Raw genomic sequence first — 21,960 nt, forward strand, 5'->3', positions numbered from 1 at the left:
TCAAGTATTTGGTTGCCATTCAGCGGCGAGGAGGCCAAAACACACAGTGTCGTGATAGCTCTGGCCATCGAAATGTTGCTCGCGCAGGACACCTTCCTGTTGAAAACCAAGGCTGCGATGCATCCGTAATGAGCGCTCATTGTAAGCCAGCACCTGTCCACAGACCTTGTGCAGGTTCAACTCTGTAAACCCATAGCGCAAAGCCGCCTGGCCCATCGTGCGGCCTGTGCCTTTCGGAGCTTGCGGTGCGGCATAGAACCCCCAGTCAGCGGTACGGCCTTGTGTCGTCTGGTGGAAGTTCACATAGCCAAGTGCGGCGCCTTGGCTTTCGAATATCAGCAGCGCGCGGCGGGGGTCCGCTGATGCCTGCTCGAACCAGCGAGCGTGTTCGGCACGGGTGATCTCATGCTGGGTGTGCATGTAGCTGCGCACCTCTTCGTGGTTGCGCCAGGCGAGCACTTGATCGATGTCGTCGCCCGTCATCCTGCGTACCAGGCATTGGCTGTTGCGTTCTCTGGTCATTTAGCGAGCTGCTCCAGTCTTCCTACGACATAACGTGCACCGCAACCGTCGGTAACGCCAATGGCTGCTCCGATCATCTGCACCAGTCTGGAGTCCTGCTGCAGGTTGGCCAGGGCAACAGGCAGGCGGTCGGCGATCTGCTCCACGGTTCCCAGCAGCTCCCCGGCACCGGCATTGGCCAGGGCGCGGGCCCCAGGCCATTGATTCTCGGCAATAACCACCGTCAAGGTGGGGAGTCCCATGCAGCAACGCTCCCAGGACGTGCCACCTGCGGCACCTATCGCCAGATCGCTGTCCGCCATTCGTTGTGCCATGTCGCTGATATTGACCAACACTTCGGTCGGCACCGGCATCCTCGCACATTGCTCCCTTACGCTATCTAGCCATGGGGCCGCAGCGCCCATCACTGTCCAGATGCGGCAGTCGTCTGGGAGGGCGCAGTTTTTCAGGGCATCCAGTACCCGACCGGTGACATTGTCCTTGTCGACTCCGCCCATGCTGATCAGCAATTGTCCAAGCCGTGGGGTGGCCCGACGCTCGATGCTGTAGTCGCGTAGTTGTGCGAAATCTGGTCGCAGCAACGCATATTTCGAACCCGCGAGCACTTCACAGTGAGGTAGCACCCAAGCACGGTAGTCTGCGGCCTGGCGTCCCAGGTTCTGATCCAGTAGCAGGTCACAGCAATGCGCGCGGTCGGCGAGGTCATCAATGACCATCAGTTTGCCGCACAGTGGTCTGACGGCCTGTTCCCAGCGAGCATCTAGAGCGTAGTGGTCGACGATCAACCAGTCAGGCTGCAACTCTCGCAGAATAACTACCGACTCATCGGCATCTTGTTGCTGGGAAACTTCCAGCCATTGGCAATGGGCAAGCTGCGGTCCATGTTCCTTGAATACGCTCGAAGCAGGCGCCTGCACCGAACCCTTGGTGAGGGCGGGGAGCGCATGAACATGGTGTCCCTTGTCCGCAATCAGTGCCGACACGCTCTCGGGCGTGCCACGACAGATGAAGTGACACTCAACCATGCCCATGGACAGGGCATCGGCCAATGTGAGACAGCGCATCACATGGCCAATGCCGATGTTCACCGAGGCATCGACACGAAACGCAACGCGCTCGATCATCGAGACCCAGCCGAATCAAGGTACGGCTTGCGAATGGGCACACCCGCCGCGGCCAGGGCGTTTTTCGCACCAGCAGGTGTCTGTTCGGTGAAATGGAACATGCTGGCTGCGGCCACTGCCGAAGCGCCGGCCTGAGTTACAGCCTCTACCATGTGCTGGTAGTTGCCCGCGCCACCCGAAGCGATGACCGGAATGTTGACCGCCCTGACCACGGCCTCGATCAACGCCAGGTCATACCCCAATTGAGTACCGTCCCGATCGATCGATGTAATCAGGATTTCACCGGCGCCTCTGGCTTCCACCTCGCGCGCCCAGTCAGCCACTTTACGGCCAGTAGCCTGTTTTCCCGCATGGCTGAAGCATTGCCAGCCACTACCGTCCGGCTCATTGCGCACGTCGATGCTTGCCACGACGGACTGTGCACCATGGCGCTTGGCAATCTCAGTCAGCAGCTCCGGGTTGGTATAGGCCGCTGTGTTGATGCTGACCTTGTCCGCACCGGCACGGAGCAGTCGCTGGACCTGGTTGATATGGGTAATACCGCCACCCACGGTCAATGGAACGAAACACTCTTGGCCAAAATCATCGACAGACTCGAAATCCAGATCTTCATCTGACTTGTGCGCCACGATGTCCACCAGGATGAGTTCATCAACTTCGCGCTGGTTATAGACTTTGATGGCGGGCATGACGGATCCCACCCTTCGCCAGCTGTCAAAACCGATGCCTTTTACCAAGCCAAGTTGTTTCCACAGCAGGGTTGGAATTACGCGAACCTTCAGCATTCTGGTGCCTCTACAAAGTTTCGCAGCAACCGAAACCCGGCCCTGGAGCTTTTTTCTGGGTGGAATTGTGTACCCCAGACGCGTCCACGTCTGACGGCGGCGACAACCGGAACACCATAATCGGTAACAGCCAGAATATCGGCGCTGTCTTCTGGCGTGAATGCATAGCTATGCACGAAGTAAAAGTCCGTGCCATCAGGTATGCCATCGAACAGTTCACGTTCTGCAGCGCAGGCCGAAACATTGTTCCAGCCACTATGAGGCACGCGCAGGGTACAGCCCAGTGAACTAAGATGTTCGACCTTGCCGGGTATCAGGTTCAACCCGGGAGTTGTCCCCTGGCCATCACTTTGCGCGCCTTCCATGCTGGTGGTGGCAAGAAGTTGCATGCCGACGCAAACTCCTAGCAGGTGTTTGCCGCGGTGTTGAACTTCCTCATGCAAAGCGTCGACCCAACCCCCTTGGTGCAGGAGCTGTGCGCAATCGGCAAAATTGCCGACGCCTGGCAGAAGGAGCCGATCGACCGTGTGCATGTCAGTGGCGCGATCCACCAGAACCGGTGTAACGCGCAGAGCTTCAATGGCGCGCATCACCGATCCGAGGTTGCCGACCCCATAATCAATAATACCGATCTTCATATGTTGTCGTAGTTGACCTTGGTGAGGTTGCCATCTTTATCTTTAATCAGCGCACCTTTTGCGTCGCGTTTAAAGATTTTTTTGTTGGTGAACTTGTCGCACAGGCTGATGAACTCGTCCACGGTCATGTCCAGTGGACGCAAGATATCTTCGAGGCTTTTCCCCAGGTACTCCCATGGGAACTTGCCGTCGAGGTTCTTGACGATGTCCATGCCATCCTGGCGGGTCAGGCGGTCGCGGCGAATGTGCAGGCAGGCGTGGTCGGTAGCGCGACTGAAACCAAACTTGAGGAACTTGAAGTAGTCGTGAATGCCGTGTTGGTGGTTGTCCAGGTTTTCATAGTTGACCATGGATCCTTCGGCCACTTTTTCATAGGTATGAAAACCATGTGCCTGGGCGATCAGCGAGTTGGACAGGCCATCCCACGGAATGTAGTGGCCAAGGAACAGGCCGGTAACGCCCACACGGGTCAGATCTTCGTCACTGGGGTAGGTGTACGAGATCAAGTGCTTGGCTTCGATGCCATCGGTGCCGATGAGATCGGAAACACGCATGCCCAGCAGGCCACCGAACTCTTCCAGCCAGCGACGGTTGAGGACGTTATTGCTGGCCGCAGCTGCGGGGCCGCCATATTCGTTTTGCGAGTTCTCTCCCCATACGATCAGCGGGATGTTGAACTGAACGGCGGCTCGGACCGGGATGGTAAAGATCCCTACGTGCTCGGGCCAGGCAATGTCGCCCACCTGGGTCAGGCCGATTCGGTTCAGCTTTGCGCGGATCCGTGGGTTGGGGGACATCTCTACGTAGTCAACACCGAGGTGTTTCAGGTTTTCGATGTTCTTGCGGCCAATGTCAGAAAGGTCGCAAGTCGTCGAGGTTACGCACAGGGGGTTCAAACCCAGCTGCAGCATGCGTATTACCTGGTAGGTGCTGTCTTTCCCACCACTGACAGGAACAATGCAATCCCAGTTGTCACCGGTCTTGTTCTTGTACTTGTCGAGAATGACCGCCAGTTCTTTCTTGCGCTGGTCCCAGTCGACTTCGTTTCGTTGTTCATAGCTGCGGCAGGCACTGCAGATACCCTCATCATCGATATAGAGATCAGGTTTGGTGTCTGGCATTACGCAGCGCTTGCAATAAGTCAGCATCTTTTAACGTCCTCTCGAAAAACAAATTTACAGGCTGCTATCCCGAAGCCGCACGGCCTTGAAAAGATATTCAGCCATTTCCCAGTCTTCTAGCGTGTCGATATCTTGAACGCGATGCCGCGGCAGTATGATCGGTAGCGATCTTTTGCCAAAGATGACCCGATTCTCCAGCCATGCGGCGGATGTTCCCCAATAAAATTGGCCGGCATCATGGTAGGCATGTTCAAGGTCTTGAGAGCGGACAGCGAAGTACTCGGGGTTAAACATATCAACGCGACCATCCTCATTTATGCGGATGGCGCGCTGGATTGGAAATGCGTAGCTGGTGACCGAAAAAGCGTAATCCCCTCCTTCTTTATCCAGCGCATTCAACCCCTTGAGGATGTCCTGGCTGTCGATAAGAGGGGCGGTGGCATAAAGGCAGCAAACATATTGAGGGTTAGAACCTTGAAGGTTTAACCATTCAATGGCGTGACGCACTACGGGGGTAGTGCCCGTATGATCATCGGATAGCTCCGCTGGCCGCATGAACGGTACGCTAGCCCCATGCTGAACAGCAACTTCAGCTATTTCGGCGTCGTCCGTAGAGACGATGACCTGTTCAAAGCAGCCACTTTTTAACGCTGCCTCGATGCTCCAGGCAATCATCGGCTTGCCGCAGAACTCTTTGATGTTCTTGCGTGAAATACGCTTGCTGCCACCGCGAGCAGGGATGATTGCGACGTTCATGCCGAGAGAGCCTTGCGCAGTGCGAGCACAACCTGATCCTGCTGCTGCTCAGTCATCGTCTGAAACATCGGCAGGCTGATGGCTTCGCGGTAATAGCCCTGTGCTTCCGGGTAATCTTCAGGCTTGATACCCATCTGCCGATAGTAAGGCTGGGTGGACACCGGGATGTAGTGCACATTCACGCCAATGCCTTGCTCGCGCAGGGATTCAAATACCTGGGCATGTGTCTTGTCGATCTTCTCGAGCTGCAGGCGAATTACATACAGGTGCAGGCCGGAATAACTGTCTGGATGCTGCCAAGGCGTAGTCACCGGCAGTTCAGTCAGCAATTGATCATAGCGTCGGGCCAATGCGTGACGTCGGGCCACGTATTGGTCGAGGCGCTGAACCTGGCTAACGCCCAGAGCCGCTTGCAACTCGGTCATACGGTAGTTGTAGCCAAGAGCGATCTGCTGGTAGTACCAAGGGCCATCAGATTCATGAGTCATCTGGGCCGGATCACGGGTAATACCATGGCTGCGCAACAGCGCCATCTTTTCGGCCAACTCCCCGTTATTGGTCAGGGCCATACCGCCTTCAGCAGTGGTGATGATCTTGACCGGGTGAAAGCTGAATATCGTGATGTCGCTAAATCGGCAGTTACCGATGAACTCGTTCTGATACTTTCCGCCGATGGCATGCGATGCATCTTCGATGACCTTGAATCCATAACGCTTGGCTAGCGCATGGATGGCCTGCATATCGCAGGGCTGGCCACAAAGGTGGACGGGAACCACCACTTTAGGCAGTTTTCCTGCGCGCTCCGCCTGCTCCAACTTGAGCTCCAATGCCCGTGGACAGAGGTTGTAGGTGACGGGGTCGATGTCTACGAAGTCCACCTGGGCGCCGCAGTACAGCGCGCAGTTTGCCGAGGCGACAAAGGTGATTGGAGTGGTCCAGAGCCAATCTCCAGGGCCTACTCCCAGCGCCAAGCAGGCGATGTGCAGCGCAGATGTCGCGCTGTTCAGCGCCAGAGCATGCTCAGCACCAACATGTGCTGCTACCGCTTGCTCAAAACGCGGCACCATAGGGCCTTGAGTGAGAAAGTCGGACTGCAATACCTCCACTACCGAATCAATGTCTGCTTGGGTAATGTCTTGGCGGCCGTAGGGGATCATGGATCAGATACTCCCGATTTTTTCGCGATTGAGATCTATCCATGCCTGCAGCGCTTCACCGGTCATCCACTGGCTGTTGCTGTCACTGGCATAGACAAAGCCTTCGGGGACTTTATGACCGTCCTTGATGCGCTCTTCACAGGTCGACCAGTTGTTGATTGTTGGCAGAATCTTGAAGTGCTCCGGGTACTCGTAGGTGTAGTAAGCATCCTCGACGCTGATCATCTGCTCGTGCAGTTTCTCGCCAGGACGGATACCCACTACTTCCTGCTGTGCATCTGGGGCAATGACACGAGCCAGGTCGGTGACCTTCATGGATGGAATCTTCTTAACGTAGATTTCACCGCCTTCCATATCCTCAAAGGCATGCCATACCAACTCCACACCTTCTTCAAGAGAGATCATGAAGCGAGTCATGCGCTCATCGGTGATTGGCAGTACGCCTTTATCCTTGATCGACATGAAGAACGGGATCACCGAGCCGCGAGAACCCATGACATTGCCATAACGAACGACGGAGAAGCGGGTTTCGTGCCCACCGGAATAGGAGTTCCCAGCGATGAACAGCTTGTCGGAAGCCAGTTTGGTGGCACCGTATAGATTGATCGGGCTGCTGGCTTTGTCCGTGGACAGGGCGACAACGCGCTTGATGCCTTTATCAATGCAGGCATCGATCAGGTTCATGGCGCCGTTAATATTGGTCTTCACGCATTCGAAAGGGTTGTACTCGGCCGTCGGGACAATCTTGGTGGCAGCCGCGTGAACGACATAGTCCACACCATCAAGGGCGCGATACAGACGGTCTTTGTCGCGAACGTCGCCAATGAAGAAGCGCACGCGAGGGTCGCCTTCGAACTTCTTCGCCATGTCCCACTGCTTCATTTCGTCACGAGAGAAAATGATGACTTTCTTCGGATTGTATTTGGCGAGGGTCATCGGCACGAAGGTGTTCCCGAAGGAGCCTGTGCCACCAGTGATAAGAATGGTCTGGTCGGTGAGCATGAACTGTAATCCTATTTTAAGCTTTGAAGTTGAACCAAGGCATTGGATGCACTTTGTTTGAAAGCCACCATGTGCCAACGAAAGAGAAACATTGAGTCAGCATGAATGCTTGGGCTGCACCTACCAATCCGTTACGTTCTACCAGGAAGTACATCAGTGGAATGTTTATCAATCCAGTGATCAGGGTGATCAGTGCCAGAATCGAATTTTTATTTTCGAAAAAGACATAGTTGGTGACCATGTAGTAGCAGCCACCAAAGGCGAAGCCAATCGCAATGTAGATCACCAGTTCGCTTGAGGCCTTGAACTCGTGGCCCACCACGAAGCTCATGACCCATGGGGCGAGCAAGCCAAAGGTGGTGGCCATGACGAGCAGGAACACCATGTATAAATAAGAAAAGCCCACAATGCGCGAGCGCGGTATCTCTTCCTTGCTTGCCAGGTTTTTCATCAGCCAGGGTGCATAGACCTTATTGAAGGACTCGGTAACCAGGCCTATCACTTGTCCAAACTGCAGGGCAACCATGTAAAGACCTGCCTGTCCCACGTCAAGCAACTTGACGATGATGAGCCGGTCGGTGGCGACAATGAGCAGCCCGCCAATGACATGCGGAATCAGTGGAATACCGAACTTCAGCGCGTCCCTGCAGTGGGCTCGCCACACCACGGGTTTTCTCAGCAGGCCGTCTTTCCACAGCCAGAACAATCCGATTACGCCAAACAGGGCTATGGCAATGCTTTGTGCCAGTACCCGGCCTTCCCACGCCATGCCGACCAAAAGTATGAGCACGAGTGAACCGCCCGCGTTCAGAAGGCTTTGCGTGACTTGAAACGCACCATATTTTTTCGCCTCACCGGCAACTTGCCAGAGAGACAGGCGAATGTTACCGAGGAATTGAAAGCCTGAAACCACTACGGCGACCAACAGCCAGTCCATGGGCAGGCCAGTGATCGGTGCGAGCCAGGGCCGAAGGGCGAGGGTTATAAGGAAGATGGTCGTTGTACTGACGACCAGGATCCCCATGCATGTCACTACGTACTCGGCCAACTCTTCCTTGTTGAGCTGAAAGTAACGAACCCCAATGGCTCCATGGACGCTCAGGCCCGTGAATGCACTGATAATGCTCAAGCAAATGCCAAACATGGCGATGGTGCCGTAGTCCGCCGGGCTCAATACCCGGGTCAGAATGGGCAGGAGAAAAAATGGTATGGCCGCATTCAGGATATTCGCCCCGAAGTAAATGGCCGTGTTACTCACCAGTTTTCTACTGTCGCTCATTGATTCGCAACGCCAGCCGCTACCAGGCACTCAACGATCCTTACCTGATCTTCGATCGTCAGGTAGGGGTGCATGGGCAGGCTCATTACCTGTTCTGCAACTTCATCACCCAGAGGCAAACGGGCGCTACTGTCCGCGACAGCCGGTTGCTTGTTCAGGGGAATCGGGTAATGCACGGCGGTTGGAATGCCCTGTTGCTTCAACTTCGCCTGTACGGTGTCTCGCTCTTTTACCCTGATGGTGTATTGCGCGTAGACACTGGTGTTGTGGGGCTCGACGTAGGGAATCGTTTTGATACCGGCCTCAGTCAACAACTGTTCGTAAGTGTTGGCGACTTGTTGACGCAGCAGGATTTCCTTTTCAAAAAGCTCCAGCTTGGCCAACAGAATTGCTGCCTGCAGGGTATCCAGGCGGCTGTTTACGCCAACCCGGACATGGTGGTAGCGACGATCCTGTCCATGACGAGAGATTTGCCGGAGGATCACCGCCAGGTCATCGTCATTGGTGAACATTGCGCCGCCATCGCCATAGCAGCCCAAGGGTTTGCTTGGGAAAAAGCTTGTGCAGGCGATGCTCGTCAGATTGCAGGAGCGCTTGCCTTTATAGCTTGCACCGAAGCTTTGTGCGGCATCTTCAATCACCGGTACATGGTATTTGGCGGCGATACTGTTGATCGTGTCGAAGTCCGCACACTGACCATACAGGGAGACTGGGATAATGGCTTTGGTTCGTGGAGTTATTGCCGCTTCCAGGTGCTTTGGGTCGAGATTGTAGGTGCGAGGGTCGATATCCACGTACACCGGCTTGGCACCTAGCAGGGCCACCGTTTCTGCGGTGGCGATGTAGGTAAAACCAGGTGTGATGACTTCATCGCCGGGGGCAATGCCCAGCGCCATCAGGGCGATCTGCAGGGCATCGGTACCATTGGCGCACGTAATGCAGTGCTTGGCCCCTACTGATATGGCGAGCTTTTCCTCGAGCTCGGCAACTTCAGGCCCGAGGATGTATTGGCCGTGAGAGAGGACTCGCTGGATGCCTGCGTCGATCTGTTCTTTGATCAGTGCCTGTTGGCTTTTCAGGTCGATAAATTCGATCATGCGCAGCTCTCCTCCTTGCTCAATAGTTTCCCGTGCAGGCTGTAATGAGCCCCGGTATGTTCACAGATAGCCCTGGCCTGGCCTTCCACGGGCAAGTCCAGTTGCTCGCCGAACTCGCTCATCCAGCCAATTTGCCGAGCCGGAACCCCAACCATCAGGGCGTACGCAGGTACATCTTTGTTGACCACCGCGCCAGCGCCGATAAAGGCGAACTCGCCAATGGTCACGCCACAGACGACGGTGCAGTTGGCACCCAGCGTCGCGCCTTTTTTCACCAGGGTGTCCCGGTACTGGTTTTTGCGTTCAATCAGGGAGCGGGGGTTGTAGACATTGGTGAAGACCATGCTCGGCCCGCAGAACACGCCGTCTTCCAAGGTGACGTTGTCGTACACCGACACGTTGTTCTGGATCTTGCACTGGTCGCCAATCACTACCTTGTTGCCGACAAAGACGTTTTGCCCAAGCGACACCCCTTTGCCTATGCGCGCGCCGCCGCAGACATGGACGAAATGCCAGATGCGAGAGCCTTCGCCGATCTGTGCGCCGTCATCGACAATGGCGCTGGGATGAGCTTGATAGGGCATGGGAACCTCAGCGAGCCAGGTTGGCGAGGAATGGATGCCCTTCGCCGTCCTGCGACGTGACTGGCGTAGCACAACGGATAACCTCTACGGTTTCGACGCAGTGCCGCGCGTCCTCGATGCCGTAACCCTTGCCATCCAGGATTGCCTGGTAGCTGACGGTGTGCAGATCGGTAAAACCTTCGGAGAACTCTATTTCCTGACCATCAACGGTGATCGAACGGTAGGTTGGCTTCTTTCCCTTGACGGCATCAGGCAGATCATTCTGGTCAATGGACAAGAACCAGCGTACTCGGGCGTTCTCATATTCCAGATACCCTGCAGCCTTGTAAGCACTGCTGTGGTGCACGACATTGCGCTGCAATTTGCCAAAAATGAAATGCAGCATGTCGTAGAAATGCACACCAATATTGGTGGCTACACCGAATGACTTGCGCTGGTCGCCTTTCCAGCTCTCCATGTACCAGTTACCACGGGAAGTGATGTAGGTCAGTTCGACTTCATGCTTGTGGGTACGCTTCTCGTTCTGGACTTTCTCTTTGAGGTCAATGATCGCCTGGTGATGGCGCAGTTGGAGAATGTTCCAGAGGCGCTTGCCGGTCTCGCGTTCGGTCAGGGCCAGGTCGTCCAGTAGGGCGATGGTTGGAACCAGTGGTTTCTCGCAGATGACATCGCAGCCCATGCGCAGGGCCGAAGTGATATGCGGATGGTGCAAGTAGTTGGGAGAGCAGACGGACACGATATCCAGTGCCTTGGCTGGATCACGCTTCAGGCGCCAGGCGTAATCGTAGAAACGTTCGAACTCGGTAAAGAACTCGCTTTGCGGGGAGAGACTGTCGATGATGCCGACCGAATCGTTGATGTCATAGGCACAAACCAGCTCATTACCGGTGTCCTTGATAGCTCGCATATGGCGTGGGGCTATGTAGCCGGCTGCACCAATCAGGGCAAAACGTTTCACTAGAACGCTCCAAATAACATTGTCTCGGATAGACCAGGACTGAAAAAATTAAGCCTTGATGATGTGGGCTTCAGGCTGGCGGTATTTACCACGGCTATCAATGATCAGTTTGGCGCTGGACTTGATCAACTCATAGTCAAACTTGTCGTGGTCAGTGGCTAGAACAACAGCATCGAAGCCGGCCAGGGTATCGGCAGTCAAAGGCACGCTGGAGAGGTTGAAATGGTGTTCGCGCATCTTCGGGAAGACAGGCACGTGAGGGTCGCTGTAGGCGACGATGGCGCCCTTGGCTTCAATCAGTTCCATGATCTCGACGGAAGGTGACTCACGCATGTCATCGACATTCTTCTTGTAAGCGATGCCCAGTACAAGGATACGGCTGCCCTTCAGAGCGCGGCAGTCATCATTCAGAGCATCCACGAGCTTGCTGACAACATACTCGGGCATGGCCTGATTGACTTCGCCGGAGAGTTCGATGAAGCGGGTATGCAGGCCATATTCCCGCGCCTTCCAGGTCAGATAGAAGGGGTCGATTGGGATGCAGTGGCCGCCCAGGCCGGGGCCTGGGTAATAGGCGGTGAAACCGAAGGGCTTGGTGGCCGCAGCGTCCACAACTTCGAAGATGTCGATGCCCATGCGGTCGGCGACGACTTTCATTTCATTGACCAGGCCAATGTTGACCGCGCGGTGAATGTTTTCCAGTAGCTTGGTCATTTCCGCAGCCTTGGTCGAACTCACCAGCACTACGCGGTCGATGGCCTGTTCGTACAGCGCAACACCTACCTCCAGGCAGCTTGCGGTATGGCCGCCAACCACTTTCGGGATGGTGCGTGTTTCAAAGTCGGGGTTGCCCGGGTCTTCGCGTTCTGGGGAGTAGACCAGGAAGATATTTTCACCGACCTTGAGCCCGCTTTCTTCAACGCGAGGCAGCAGTTCTTCCTCGGTGGTCCCGGGATAGGTAGTGCTTTCCAGTGAGACCACCTGACCGGCGCGCAAATAGGGCTTCAGCGAGTCAGTAGTGTTGATCACGAAGCTCATATCCGGCTCGCGATACTTGTTCAGCGGAGTTGGGACACACAGGATCAGCGCATCGCACTCACTGACGCGGCTGAAGTCCACGGTCGCTTCAAAGCCACTGGCGTGGGCTGCAGCAATCTTGCTGGCAGGAATGTGCTCGATATAGCTTTGGCCGGCATTCAACTGATTGACCTTGTTCTGGTCGACATCAATGCCCAGCACGCGAAAACCAATTGCGTTGTAGCGCAACATCAACGGCAAGCCGACATAGCCAAGCCCGATAATACCGATCAGAGCTTCTCTGCTCTTGAATTTTTCAATGCTTGCCTGTTTGATGTCTGACATCAATTAAAACTCCGACTGGACTTTCGTCTTAATATTGAATAAGTGTTTAACTTTAAGTTGTCGTGGGGCTGGAAGTTTTAATTTTATTAAGTAAAAAACAATTATTAAAACCCAAGTCTGCCTCGAACTAGATGCATAAGGCGGTCTCGGCCTCCAGCATGTCTTTCGCAAGGCTCCTCGCGTGAGCTCCGTTGGTGACAGCGCGGCACACTGAGAATAAATCGGTGGCCCTGATCGGCCTGGCGCACCAGGCGTCCGCTGTCAGTCGTTCGCGGTTATTGAGGCAAATGCCGGATTGGCTGTTCCCACCTGTGCACGAGTGCAGGTTGGACGGGCCTATGAGAAGCAGATCGGCGTCAAAGCCGGCCATGGCAATACCGCTTTTGCAGCGAGAGGCTGCAGCGAATGATGCGGTCAAAACTTCTCCCCTTGAGTGCTGCATACCGCAGTCGCCGCCGAATCTGTCGTCATTGAACGGGACATTTTACCTGTATTCGGTGAAATGTCCGATAGCCTCGTCAAGGTCTTCGCCAGTTCGACGTCTGAAAGAACCAGGTCGTTGGCTCAAACTGTTGCCGGCAAGACGGCGTGACGAAGAGGTTTGTGAGCGGAGCGCCGTGCTGTTCAAAAAGTGAGCATCGGTCTGCAGGCCTTGTGGAGCCAAGGCTGTAGCGCCTTTCGCGCAGGTTATCCACAGGCGGCTCCACAGGGATTGGGGGTAAGCCGCTCACAACTGTATGACCATCTGATGTCACTGATCAAAAAACAGGCGATGGCCTTGAGGCCCCGTGGGACAAGGGCTGCAGAGGCTTTCTCCCAGCTTATCCACAAACGGTTCCACAGTGGATGTGGGTAAGGCCTGTGGATGTCAGTAGCACCCTGACGATTCCCAGACCTTCTGGGCACTGTGGTGAAGAATGCCGTGGCGCCGGGCCAGGGCCTGGCGGTCCTTGCTGTAGCCGCCGCCGATCACGCCGACCACCGGGATGTCGCGGCCCAGGCAGTGGCGCATGACCCGTTCGTCGCGTTCGGCCACGCCGGCATCGGTGAGTTTGAGGTAGCCCAGGGCGTCGTCCTGATGCACGTCGACCCCGGCGTCGTACAACACCAGGTCCGGCTGGTACAGGGGCAGCAGGTAGTTGAGCGTGTCGTCCACCACGTTCAGGTAGTCGGCGTCGCCCATGCCCATGGGCAGCGGGATATCCCAGTCGCTCTGGGCCTTGCGCGCGGGGAAGTTCTTTTCACAGTGCAACGAGACGGTCACTGCGTCGGGGGTATGTTGCAGGATCCGCGCGGTGCCATCGCCCTGGTGCACATCGCAGTCGAATATCAGTACCCGGCCCACGCGCCCGCTTTCCAGCAGGTAATGGCTGATCACCGCCAGGTCGTTGAAGATGCAGAACCCCGCCGGGTAGTCATAGTGGGCGTGGTGGGTGCCGCCGGCCAGGTGGCAGGCCAGGCCATGTTCCAGTGCCTGTTCGGCGGCCAGCAAGGAGCCGCCGACCGCACGCACCGTGCGCCGGGCCAAGGCTTCGCTCCAGGGCAGGCCAAGGCGCCGCTGGTCCTCCCGGGACAACTCGCCGCTCATGTAGCGTTCGATATAGGCCGGGTCGTGGGCCAGGGCGAGGATTTCTGCCGGGCACAGCTCGGGGCGCAGCAGGTCGGCGTCGCGGGTCAGGCCGCTGGCCACCAGGTGATCGCGCAGCAGGCGGAACTTGTCCATGGGGAAGCGGTGCTCCGCCGGGAACTCGGGGCTGTAGTCGTCGTGATAGATCAATGGCAATGGCATGGCATTTTCTTAGAGGAACCCGTGAAGGATCCTACCAGCGATGTAGACTTGCACCCACGGAAACGGAGGGCACTGATGGAGCCGATACTGCAACTCGAAAGCGCGCGCCTGCTGCTGCGTCAATGGCGCGACGATGATTTGCCGGCATTTGCGGCGATGTGTGCCGATCCGCAGGTCATGCGCTACTTTCCGGCGCCCTTGAGTCGTCTGGAAAGCGCGGCGCTGATCGGCCGGGTGCGTGGGCATTTCGCCGAACATGGCTTCGGACTCTGGGCCCTGGAGCGTAAGGATAGCGGTGAGTTCATCGGTTTTACCGGTCTGGGCGTCGTGGGTTTCGAAGCGCCCTTCACGCCGGCGGTGGAGATCGGCTGGCGCCTGGCCCGCGAGCACTGGGGCCTGGGTTACGCCAGTGAGGCCGCCTGGGCCGCCCTGCGCTGCGCTTTCGATCGTCTGGCGCTGGAGGAGGTGGTGGCGTTCACGACCCGGACCAATCTGCCGTCGCAGAAGGTCATGCAGGCCATTGGTATGCATCACGCCGTCGAGGATGACTTCGAACACCCGAACCTCGCTGGCGATCACCCGCTGCGCGAGCATGTGCTGTACCGCATTACCCGCGAACAATGGTTGGAAACCTTGCATGGATAGCAAGCGCGCACGTTTAGAATGTGCCGATGAGGTGCGACCCCAATTGATTTGACCGCCGCAGCCGAGATTGCGCGGTTTTGCTCTGTGTGAGGAGAGTCTGAATGAGTCATGTGCTGGATGATCTGGTCGATCTGTTGACCCTGGAAGCCATCGAAGAAAACCTGTTTCGCGGTCGCAGCCAGGACCTCGGTTTTCGCCAGCTGTTTGGCGGCCAGGTGCTCGGCCAGTCGTTGTCCGCGGCCAGTCAGACGGTGGAGGAGGCGCGCCATGTGCACTCCATGCACGGCTATTTCCTGCGCCCCGGGGATGCCGCGCTGCCGGTGGTCTACCAGGTGGACCGGGTGCGCGACGGCGGCAGCTTCAGCACCCGGCGAGTGACGGCGATCCAGAAAGGCAACCCGATCTTCACCTGCAGCGCCTCGTTCCAGTACGACGAGCAGGGTTTCGAGCACCAGAACAGCATGCCCCAGGTGGTCGGGCCGGAAAACCTGCCGTCGGAGCTGGAGATCACCACCCAGCGCGCCCACCTGATTCCCGAGCACATGCGCGAGAAGCTGCTGTGCCCCAAGCCGATCGAAGTGCGCCCGGTGACCGAGAAGGACCCCTATAACCCGCAGCCCATGGATCCGGTGAAGTACGTCTGGTTCCGCGCCGACGGCGCCCTGGCCGACAGCCCGGCGCTGCACAAGTACCTGCTGGCCTACGCTTCGGATTTCGGCCTGCTGACCACCTCGATGCTGCCCCACGGCAAGTCGGTGTGGCAGAAGGACATGCAGGTCGCCAGCCTCGACCACGCTCTGTGGTTTCACGCCGACCTACGCGCTGACGACTGGCTGCTGTATGCCATGGACAGCCCCTGGGCCGGAAACTCCCGGGGCTTCTCCCGGGGCAGCGTGTTCAACCGTGCCGGGCAGTTGGTGGCCTCGGTGACTCAGGAAGGGTTGATCCGCCATCGCAAGGATTGGGCATGAGTCTTTCAGAGATAAAACATTGGGTGTTCGACATGGACGGCACCCTGACCATCGCTGTGCATGATTTCGCGGCGATCCGCGAGGCGCTGTCGATTCCTGCCGAGGATGACATCCTCACACACCTGGCGGCCTTGCCGGCGGACGAATCCGCGGCCAAGCATGCCTGGCTGCTGGAACACGAGCGCGACCTGGCCCAGGGTTCGCGCCCGGCGCCGGGTGCGGTGGAACTGGTGCGGGAACTGGCCGGGCGCGGTTATCGCCTGGGCATCCTCACCCGCAATGCGCGAGAGCTGGCCCATGTGACCCTGGAGGCCATCGGCCTGGCGGACTGCTTTGCCGAGGCCGACGTGCTGGGCCGCGACGAAGCACCGCCCAAGCCCCATCCGGGCGGTTTGCTGAAGCTGGCCGAAGCCTGGGATATCTCGCCGTCACGGATGGTCATGGTGGGGGACTACCGCTTCGACCTGGACTGCGGGCGGGCCGCCGGGACCCGTACGGTGCTGGTCAACCTGCCGGACAACCCCTGGCCGGAGCTGACCGACTGGCATGCCCGGGATTGTGCGCAGTTGCGCGACCTGCTGTCGGCCTGAGGGCTCTGTTCGCCGGCAAGGCTCCCGTCGGAGCCTTGCCGGCGAAAGCGTCATTCCAGGCAGCGCCTTTCTTTACTTGAACACTGCCGCCTGCCCCTCGGGCGAGGTGAACATCCGGTCACCGTCATGCCCGACCCCGGGCACCTCCACCAGCCGTTGCAGCAAGCCTTGCGGATGACGCCGCACCAGGTAGTCGAAGTAGTTGTGCCCGCGAATCAACCGGTACGCGCCCTGGGTCTCGGCGGCGCAGCTCTTGTCCAGGGCGGGATGGTTGGGATCGGTGTCCTGCTGGCCCAGCAGGTAGGTGATGTCGCGCGTCACGTAGCCCTGTTCAAGCTGCGCCGGGGAATGGCCGCCGGCATAGGCCGGTAGCCGGTTCAGGCCGTACTTCCAGTCGTTGAAGCCCGGGCAACTGGCCGGTTCGAATGCCACCGGGCGCCATGCGTCGAAGTAGGCGTAGGACGACGGATTGGCGATCACGTAGCGCAGGCCGATCCCGGCCTTTTCCAGCTCGGGGTGGCTGCCGGTGCTCAGCGCATAGCGCTGCACCACCTGGGCGCCGCCGGAGTGACCGGCGATCACCACTTCCTTGAGTGCCGGAAAACGTTTGCGGTCTTCCAGGCGCTGGAGGATGGCATCGAGCACCGCATAGGAACTGACGGCCTGCGGGCCCACTGAAGGCTCGCCGGCCATCCAGCCATTGCCCTTCCAGCGCAGTAGCGCGTCTGGCAATTGATGGCGGGCGATGTCGCTCTGGTTGAGAAACTGCGGGGCGATCACCAGGGTTGTTGTGCTTTGCCCGGCCTGCCCGGCAGCGCTTTGCCCACTGTGCAGATACGTCTGGGCGTTGCGCAGCCGGCCGTGAACGATGATCAGGGCCCGCTCTACGCCCGGCAGCGGCTGGCGCCAATCCTGGCTCAGGCCCAGCGCCAGTTGCCCGCCCTCCAGGGGCAGGCGTTGCGGGCTGATGACCTTGACCCCCTGTTCCGCCGCCTGGACGCCGCAGCCACCCAGGCACAGCAGCAGGACCAGCAAGCGGCGCATCTACAGGCTCCTGGCGCTGAAGGTATCGCACTGGCTGACCTGGCCCTGGCTGAAGCCGGTCTTGAACCAGCGCACTCGCTGCGCCGAGGTGCCGTGGGTGAAGGAGTCCGGCACCACCCGGCCCTGGCCTTGCTGCTGCAGGCGGTCGTCACCGATGGCATTGGCGGCGTTCAGGGCTTCTTCCACATCCCCGGGTTCCAGCCAGTTCAGGCGCTTCTGTGCGTGATAGGCCCAGACCCCGGCAAAGCAGTCGGCCTGCAGCTCCTGGCGTACCAGCAGGCCGCCATCGCCTTGCATCTGCTGGCCTTGCTGGCGCGCGGCCTGGATTTTTGCCGAGACCCCGAGCAGGGTCTGCACGTGGTGCCCGACTTCATGGGCAATCACGTAGGCCTGGGCGAAGTCGCCGGCGGCGGAAAAGCGCTGGGCCATCTCCCGGAAGAAGTCCATGTCCAGGTACACCTGGCGGTCGGCGGGGCAGTAGAAGGGCCCGCTGGCGGAAGTGGCCGCGCCACAGGCGGAATTGACCCGGCCCCGGAACAGGATCAGCTTGGGCGGCTGATACTGGCGGCCGGCTTGCTGGAAGATCTGGCCCCAGGTGTCTTCGGTGTCACCGAGGATGGCGCGGACAAACTCTGCCTGTTCGTCATTGGCCGGTGGTGCCTTGCGTGCCTGGGTGGTGGCCGGCGCTGAAGTCTGCCCGCTCTGCTGGCCCAGCAGTTGCCCGAGGATCTGCAGCGGATCCTGGCCGGTGGCCCAGCCGATGCCGACGATCAGTACGATCGCCGTCAGGCTCAAGCCCTTGCCTCCACCGAACCGCATGCCACCGCCACCGCCGGCGCTGCTGTCATCTCGCGCGTCCACGACGTTGTCGCTGCGCCGGCCTTTTTTCCAAAGCATGGGGGTGTCCTCGTTTTTTCTGCTGGTCAGTGTTGCTGGTGGCTCGAACCGGCGCCAGTCCGGTCGTCAGGGATTTTTCTGCACGCTACCATGGCCCGGTTACGGATCGATCCGATCCAGGTGCATTCGGGGCTCCCTATTGAACATCGATACCCGCATCAAATTCCGTCACTTGGTGTGTTTTCTTGAAATGGCCCGCCAGGGCAGCCTGGCCCGGGCGGCCGATGTCCTGGCGGTGAGCCAGCCGGCGATGTCGAAAACCCTCAAGGAACTGGAAGCGTTGCTGGAGACCCGGCTGTTTGCCAGGAGCAAGGCCGGCCTCAGCCTGACCGAGGCCGGGCGGGCCTTCCTGCGTTATGCCGGGCCTTCGGTGCAGGCCCTGCGGGAAGGTGTCAGCAGCCTGCGCGGCGGTGAGTACGCCGCCGGGCTGGTGCGCATCGGTGTGCTTTCCACGGTGGAAAGCCTGCTGCTGCCGGAGGTGATGCGGCGCCTGCATCAGCGCCATTCGGCGCTGACCGTGAGTGTGCTGACCGGCCCCAGTGCTTACCTGCTGTCGCAATTGCGGGTCGGCGACCTGGACCTGGTGGTGGGGCGCATGACCGAGAGCCCGGAGATCCACGGCCTGAGCTTCGAGCACCTGTACAGCGAATCCATGACCCTGGTGGCCCGCCCGCAGCATCCACTGGCAACCGGCCCTCTGGACCGCGACGCGGTGAGCGCCTATCCCCTGGTGCTGCCCCTGGCCGGCACCAGCATTCGCAAGCACGCCGACAGCCTGTTCATCCAGTGCGGCATTGCCCCGTCGCAGCAGCGTCTGGAAACCCTCTCGGTGGCCCTGAGCCGACGCTACACCTTGTCCAGCGACGCGCTGTGGATCGCGCCGCTGGACGCCGTGCGCCTGGACCTGGCCAATGGTGAACTGCAGGAGCTGGACCTGGGCCTGCGCGAACCCGGTGGCTCGGTGGGGATTTCCAGCAATGCCAGCCTGCCTTTGTCCCTGGCGGCGCAATGGGCGGTGGAGGTGCTCCGGGAAGTGGGGCTGGCCTATCGCGAGGGCAGTTATCCATAACCATTTGGTTATTGATTGAGGGCGGCATTTCAATTTTCCCCGCTCCTGGTTTGTTTGAAACTGCGCCGGCTGCGCTCCATAAATCAAACAACAGGAGATCGACATGTCTGATGCAGACAGCAGTCGCTTCGTGATTCGCGACCGTAATTGGCACCCCAAGGCCCTGACCCCCGACTACAAGACCTCCGTCACTCGCTCCCCGCGCCAGGCGCTGGTGAGCATCCCACAATCGGTCAGTGAAACCACAGGCCCGGACTTTTCCCACCTGCGCACCGGGCGTTTCGACAACGACCTGCTGCTCAACTTCAACAACGGTGGCTTGCCCGTGGGCGAGCGGATCATCGTTTCCGGGCGGGTCTGCGATCAGTACGGCAAACCCATTCCCCATACCCTGGTGGAAATGTGGCAAGCCAACGCCGGCGGCCGCTACCGGCACAAGAACGACCGCTACCTGGCGCCCCTGGACCCGAACTTCGGTGGCGTCGGCCGGGCCCTCACCGACCGTGATGGCTACTATAGTTTCCGCACCATCAAGCCCGGCCCCTACCCGTGGCGCAACGGCCCCAATGACTGGCGCCCGGCGCATATCCATTTCTCCATCAGTGGCCCGTCGATCGCCACGCGCCTGATCACCCAGCTGTATTTCGAAGGCGACCCGCTGATCCCGCTGTGCCCGATCGTCAAGTCCATCGCCAACCCGGACGCGGTACAGAGCCTGATCGCGCGCCTGGACATGGGCGGCGCCAACCCCATGGATTGCCTGGCCTACCGCTTCGACATCGTGCTGCGCGGCCAGCGCAAGACCCACTTCGAGAACTGCTGAGGAGCCTGACATGCCTGTTCAACTGCTGCCTGAAACCCCCTCGCAAACGGCCGGCCCCTATGTGCATATCGGCCTGGCCCTGGCGGCCGCGGGAAACCCGCCGCGCCCCGAGGAAATCTGGAACCAGATGGCCAAGGCAGATGCGCCGGGTGAGCGGATCCTGCTGATCGGCCACGTCTACGATGGCAATGGCCACCTGGTGCGCGATTCATTCCTGGAGTTCTGGCAGGCCGACCACGCCGGGGTCTACGACCCGGTGTTCGATACGGAGAAACCGTTCAACTGCTTCGGTCGCACCGCCACCACCTTCGATGCCGGGGAATGGACACTCAACACGGTCAAGCCCGGGGTGGTGAACAACGCCGCCGGCGTGCCCATGGCGCCGCACATCAACCTGTCGCTGTTTGCCCGGGGGATCAATATCCACCTGCACACCCGGCTGTACTTTGCCGATGAGCCGGAAGCCAACGCCCAGTGCCCGGTGCTGAACCTGATCGAACAGCCCCAGCGCCGGGAAACCCTGCTGGCCCATCCCTGTGAGGTCAATGGCCAGCGTGCCTACCGTTTCGATATCCGCATTCAGGGTGAAGGCGAGACAGTGTTCTTCGATTTCTGAAGCATCGCCAAGCCAGGGATGGCCAGCGCTCGAGAATCCGCCCCCTGACGCCACGCTGCGGTGTCAGGGGGCGTTTCGTTTCAGTGGTCGAAGTGGTCCCACACCGGGGCGAAATCCGGGTTGACCTGACGCTGGTCCTTGGGCAGGGCGGCGATCAGCGCCCGGTCTGCATCGTCCAGGTGGATCTTCAGGGACTCCAGGTTGGCCAGCTGGTTGGCCCGGCTGCTGGCCTTGGGGATGGCTGCCACATTGTCCTGGTCGAGCAGCCACTTGAGGGCCACCTGGGTCGGCAGCACGCCGTGCTTGGCGGCGATCTGCTGGATTTCGGCCACCTCTGAGACCTTGTTGCGCGCCAGCGGGGTATAGGCGGTCAACACCATGTCGCGCTCGCGGGCGTAGTCCAGAAGGCCGCTCTGGCCCAGCAGCACGTGGTACTCCACCTGGATCGCCGACAGCGGAGCGCCCAGCCCTTCGATCACTCGGCGCAGCAGGGCCAGGGGAAAGTTGGCCACGCCAATGTGTTTCACCAGCCCCTGCTCCTTGAACGACACCAGGGTTTCGATGCTGCGTTCCAGTTCCCAGTCGCTGGTGGGCCAGTGAATGTGGAACAGGTCGATGTAGTCGGTTTGCAGGGCTTTCAGGCTGCGCTCCAGTGAGTGGCGCATGGCGGTGGGTTGCAACTGGTCCCACCAGACCTTGGTGGTGACGTGGATCTGCTCCCGGGGCACAGGAGTGTTGGCCAGGGCCTGGCCCACCGCTTCTTCGTTGTTGTAGGCCTGGGCGGTGTCGATATGCCGGTAACCCAGTTCCAGTGCCTGTTCCACGGCGCGGGTGCATTCCTGGTCGAGCATTGGCCAGGTGCCCAGGCCGAGCTTGGGCATGTGCAGGCCGCTGTGGGTGAGGACGGGGCAGTCAAGGGTATGAGGCATGGGCAATCTCCCTGTGGATAAAAGAGCACAGCCGGTTGAGGGGCGAGTGACGATCCGGGCTGCGGGGGTGTTGCTGAAGGTTGGACAGCATTGGTGGGCGGAAAATGCCCGGAAAATCGAGGTGGCGGGCAAGCCGTTATTTTGCATTTTATGGAAGTGAGTTCCAAAAAATATACGAGCTCGGCTACCCTGCTACAAGGCG

At 59.1% G+C, this 21,960-nt stretch carries 23 protein-coding genes; 6 read left to right on the forward strand and 17 right to left on the reverse strand.

Annotated elements, in window-relative coordinates; translation table 11 throughout:
- The 14 genes from pseH to F6S12_RS01950 all read right to left on the reverse strand — a co-directional run bounded on the left by pseH (nt 1) and on the right by F6S12_RS01950 (nt 14,174).
- Nucleotides 1-522 carry a UDP-4-amino-4,6-dideoxy-N-acetyl-beta-L-altrosamine N-acetyltransferase gene (pseH, locus tag F6S12_RS01885; RefSeq protein ID WP_228102299.1) on the reverse strand — a complete coding sequence of 174 codons (522 nt, stop codon included), beginning with the start codon at nt 520-522 and terminating at the stop codon, nt 1-3.
- Nucleotides 519-1,646 (reverse strand): UDP-2,4-diacetamido-2,4,6-trideoxy-beta-L-altropyranose hydrolase, encoded by a 1,128-nt coding sequence (gene pseG, locus F6S12_RS01890; protein ID WP_125062950.1) that lies wholly within the window; start codon nt 1,644-1,646, stop codon nt 519-521. Before pseG ends, pseH begins: the two co-directional genes overlap by 4 nt.
- Nucleotides 1,643-2,431, reverse strand: coding sequence for an imidazole glycerol phosphate synthase subunit HisF (gene hisF / locus F6S12_RS01895; protein WP_125062949.1), 789 nt, complete (start codon nt 2,429-2,431; stop codon nt 1,643-1,645). The genes pseG and hisF overlap by 4 nt, the downstream gene beginning before the upstream one ends.
- Entirely contained in the window at nt 2,425-3,069 is a 645-nt protein-coding gene (gene hisH, locus F6S12_RS01900) for an imidazole glycerol phosphate synthase subunit HisH (protein WP_125062948.1), read from the reverse strand. Before hisH ends, hisF begins: the two co-directional genes overlap by 7 nt.
- Complete coding sequence (locus F6S12_RS01905; RefSeq protein ID WP_125062947.1) at nt 3,066-4,217, reverse strand: N-acetyl sugar amidotransferase; 1,152 nt, start codon at nt 4,215-4,217, stop codon at nt 3,066-3,068. The genes hisH and F6S12_RS01905 overlap by 4 nt, the downstream gene beginning before the upstream one ends.
- Before the next feature lie 27 nt (nt 4,218-4,244).
- The gene (gene pseF, locus F6S12_RS01910; protein WP_125062946.1) at nt 4,245-4,946 is read right to left on the reverse strand and encodes a pseudaminic acid cytidylyltransferase; all 702 of its coding nucleotides are present in this window, start codon (nt 4,944-4,946) and stop codon (nt 4,245-4,247) included.
- A complete protein-coding gene (gene pseC / locus F6S12_RS01915) occupies nt 4,943-6,103 on the reverse strand; it encodes a UDP-4-amino-4,6-dideoxy-N-acetyl-beta-L-altrosamine transaminase (protein ID WP_078471691.1) in 1,161 nt (386 codons plus the stop codon). The genes pseF and pseC overlap by 4 nt, the downstream gene beginning before the upstream one ends.
- A 3-nt stretch (nt 6,104-6,106) precedes the next feature.
- Nucleotides 6,107-7,105, reverse strand: coding sequence for a UDP-N-acetylglucosamine 4,6-dehydratase (inverting) (gene pseB / locus F6S12_RS01920; protein WP_078471692.1), 999 nt, complete (start codon nt 7,103-7,105; stop codon nt 6,107-6,109).
- A gap of 16 nt (nt 7,106-7,121) precedes the next feature.
- Entirely contained in the window at nt 7,122-8,414 is a 1,293-nt protein-coding gene (locus tag F6S12_RS01925; protein ID WP_194237529.1) for a lipopolysaccharide biosynthesis protein, read from the reverse strand.
- Nucleotides 8,381-9,481: a DegT/DnrJ/EryC1/StrS family aminotransferase gene (locus F6S12_RS01930; protein WP_078471694.1), complete on the reverse strand. Its 1,101-nt coding sequence runs from the start codon at nt 9,479-9,481 to the stop codon at nt 8,381-8,383. The genes F6S12_RS01925 and F6S12_RS01930 overlap by 34 nt, the downstream gene beginning before the upstream one ends.
- Nucleotides 9,478-10,065 (reverse strand): UDP-2-acetamido-3-amino-2,3-dideoxy-D-glucuronate N-acetyltransferase, encoded by a 588-nt coding sequence (wbpD, locus tag F6S12_RS01935; protein ID WP_125062945.1) that lies wholly within the window; start codon nt 10,063-10,065, stop codon nt 9,478-9,480. Before wbpD ends, F6S12_RS01930 begins: the two co-directional genes overlap by 4 nt.
- A gap of 7 nt (nt 10,066-10,072) precedes the next feature.
- Nucleotides 10,073-11,023: a Gfo/Idh/MocA family protein gene (locus F6S12_RS01940; RefSeq protein WP_125062944.1), complete on the reverse strand. Its 951-nt coding sequence runs from the start codon at nt 11,021-11,023 to the stop codon at nt 10,073-10,075.
- Nucleotides 11,024-11,071: 48 nt separating this feature from the next.
- Complete coding sequence (gene wbpA / locus F6S12_RS01945) at nt 11,072-12,385, reverse strand: UDP-N-acetyl-D-glucosamine 6-dehydrogenase (protein WP_125062943.1); 1,314 nt, start codon at nt 12,383-12,385, stop codon at nt 11,072-11,074.
- 868 nt (nt 12,386-13,253) lie between these two features.
- Nucleotides 13,254-14,174 (reverse strand): histone deacetylase, encoded by a 921-nt coding sequence (locus tag F6S12_RS01950; protein ID WP_169893426.1) that lies wholly within the window; start codon nt 14,172-14,174, stop codon nt 13,254-13,256.
- Nucleotides 14,175-14,249: 75 nt separating this feature from the next.
- Here F6S12_RS01950 and F6S12_RS01955 point away from each other — a divergent pair, with 75 nt between their 5' ends.
- The 3 genes from F6S12_RS01955 (at nt 14,250) to F6S12_RS01965 (ending at nt 16,380) form a co-directional block, all read left to right on the forward strand.
- The gene (locus tag F6S12_RS01955) at nt 14,250-14,819 is read left to right on the forward strand and encodes a GNAT family N-acetyltransferase (RefSeq protein ID WP_161466716.1); all 570 of its coding nucleotides are present in this window, start codon (nt 14,250-14,252) and stop codon (nt 14,817-14,819) included.
- A 101-nt stretch (nt 14,820-14,920) separates the two neighbouring features.
- On the forward strand, nt 14,921-15,790 hold the full coding sequence (gene tesB / locus F6S12_RS01960; protein WP_011063621.1) for an acyl-CoA thioesterase II: 870 nt from the start codon (nt 14,921-14,923) through the stop codon (nt 15,788-15,790).
- Nucleotides 15,787-16,380 (forward strand): HAD family hydrolase, encoded by a 594-nt coding sequence (locus F6S12_RS01965; RefSeq protein WP_015637140.1) that lies wholly within the window; start codon nt 15,787-15,789, stop codon nt 16,378-16,380. The genes tesB and F6S12_RS01965 overlap by 4 nt, the downstream gene beginning before the upstream one ends.
- 72 nt (nt 16,381-16,452) lie before the next feature.
- Here F6S12_RS01965 and F6S12_RS01970 read toward each other — a convergent pair whose 3' ends face one another.
- A complete protein-coding gene (locus tag F6S12_RS01970; protein WP_123431471.1) occupies nt 16,453-17,424 on the reverse strand; it encodes an alpha/beta hydrolase in 972 nt (323 codons plus the stop codon).
- Nucleotides 17,425-18,321: a neutral zinc metallopeptidase gene (locus F6S12_RS01975; RefSeq protein ID WP_011063618.1), complete on the reverse strand. Its 897-nt coding sequence runs from the start codon at nt 18,319-18,321 to the stop codon at nt 17,425-17,427.
- 139 nt (nt 18,322-18,460) lie between these two features.
- Here F6S12_RS01975 and pcaQ point away from each other — a divergent pair, with 139 nt between their 5' ends.
- The 3 genes from pcaQ to pcaG all read left to right on the forward strand — a co-directional run bounded on the left by pcaQ (nt 18,461) and on the right by pcaG (nt 20,829).
- Nucleotides 18,461-19,390, forward strand: a complete 930-nt coding sequence (gene pcaQ / locus F6S12_RS01980) for a pca operon transcription factor PcaQ (RefSeq protein WP_019093836.1) — start codon at nt 18,461-18,463, stop codon at nt 19,388-19,390.
- Nucleotides 19,391-19,493: 103 nt separating this feature from the next.
- Nucleotides 19,494-20,213 (forward strand): protocatechuate 3,4-dioxygenase subunit beta, encoded by a 720-nt coding sequence (gene pcaH / locus F6S12_RS01985; RefSeq protein WP_011063616.1) that lies wholly within the window; start codon nt 19,494-19,496, stop codon nt 20,211-20,213.
- Between the two features lie 10 nt (nt 20,214-20,223).
- The gene (gene pcaG / locus F6S12_RS01990) at nt 20,224-20,829 is read left to right on the forward strand and encodes a protocatechuate 3,4-dioxygenase subunit alpha (protein WP_015637137.1); all 606 of its coding nucleotides are present in this window, start codon (nt 20,224-20,226) and stop codon (nt 20,827-20,829) included.
- A gap of 80 nt (nt 20,830-20,909) precedes the next feature.
- On the opposite strand, the gene F6S12_RS01995 is transcribed toward pcaG, so the two are convergent.
- A complete protein-coding gene (locus F6S12_RS01995; protein ID WP_123431473.1) occupies nt 20,910-21,758 on the reverse strand; it encodes an aldo/keto reductase in 849 nt (282 codons plus the stop codon).
- Nucleotides 21,759-21,960: the final 202 nt, after the last annotated feature.

It is taken from the genome of Pseudomonas sp. JV245A (assembly GCF_032424515.1).
GTDB classification, from domain to species: Bacteria; Pseudomonadota; Gammaproteobacteria; order Pseudomonadales; family Pseudomonadaceae; genus Aquipseudomonas; species Aquipseudomonas protegens.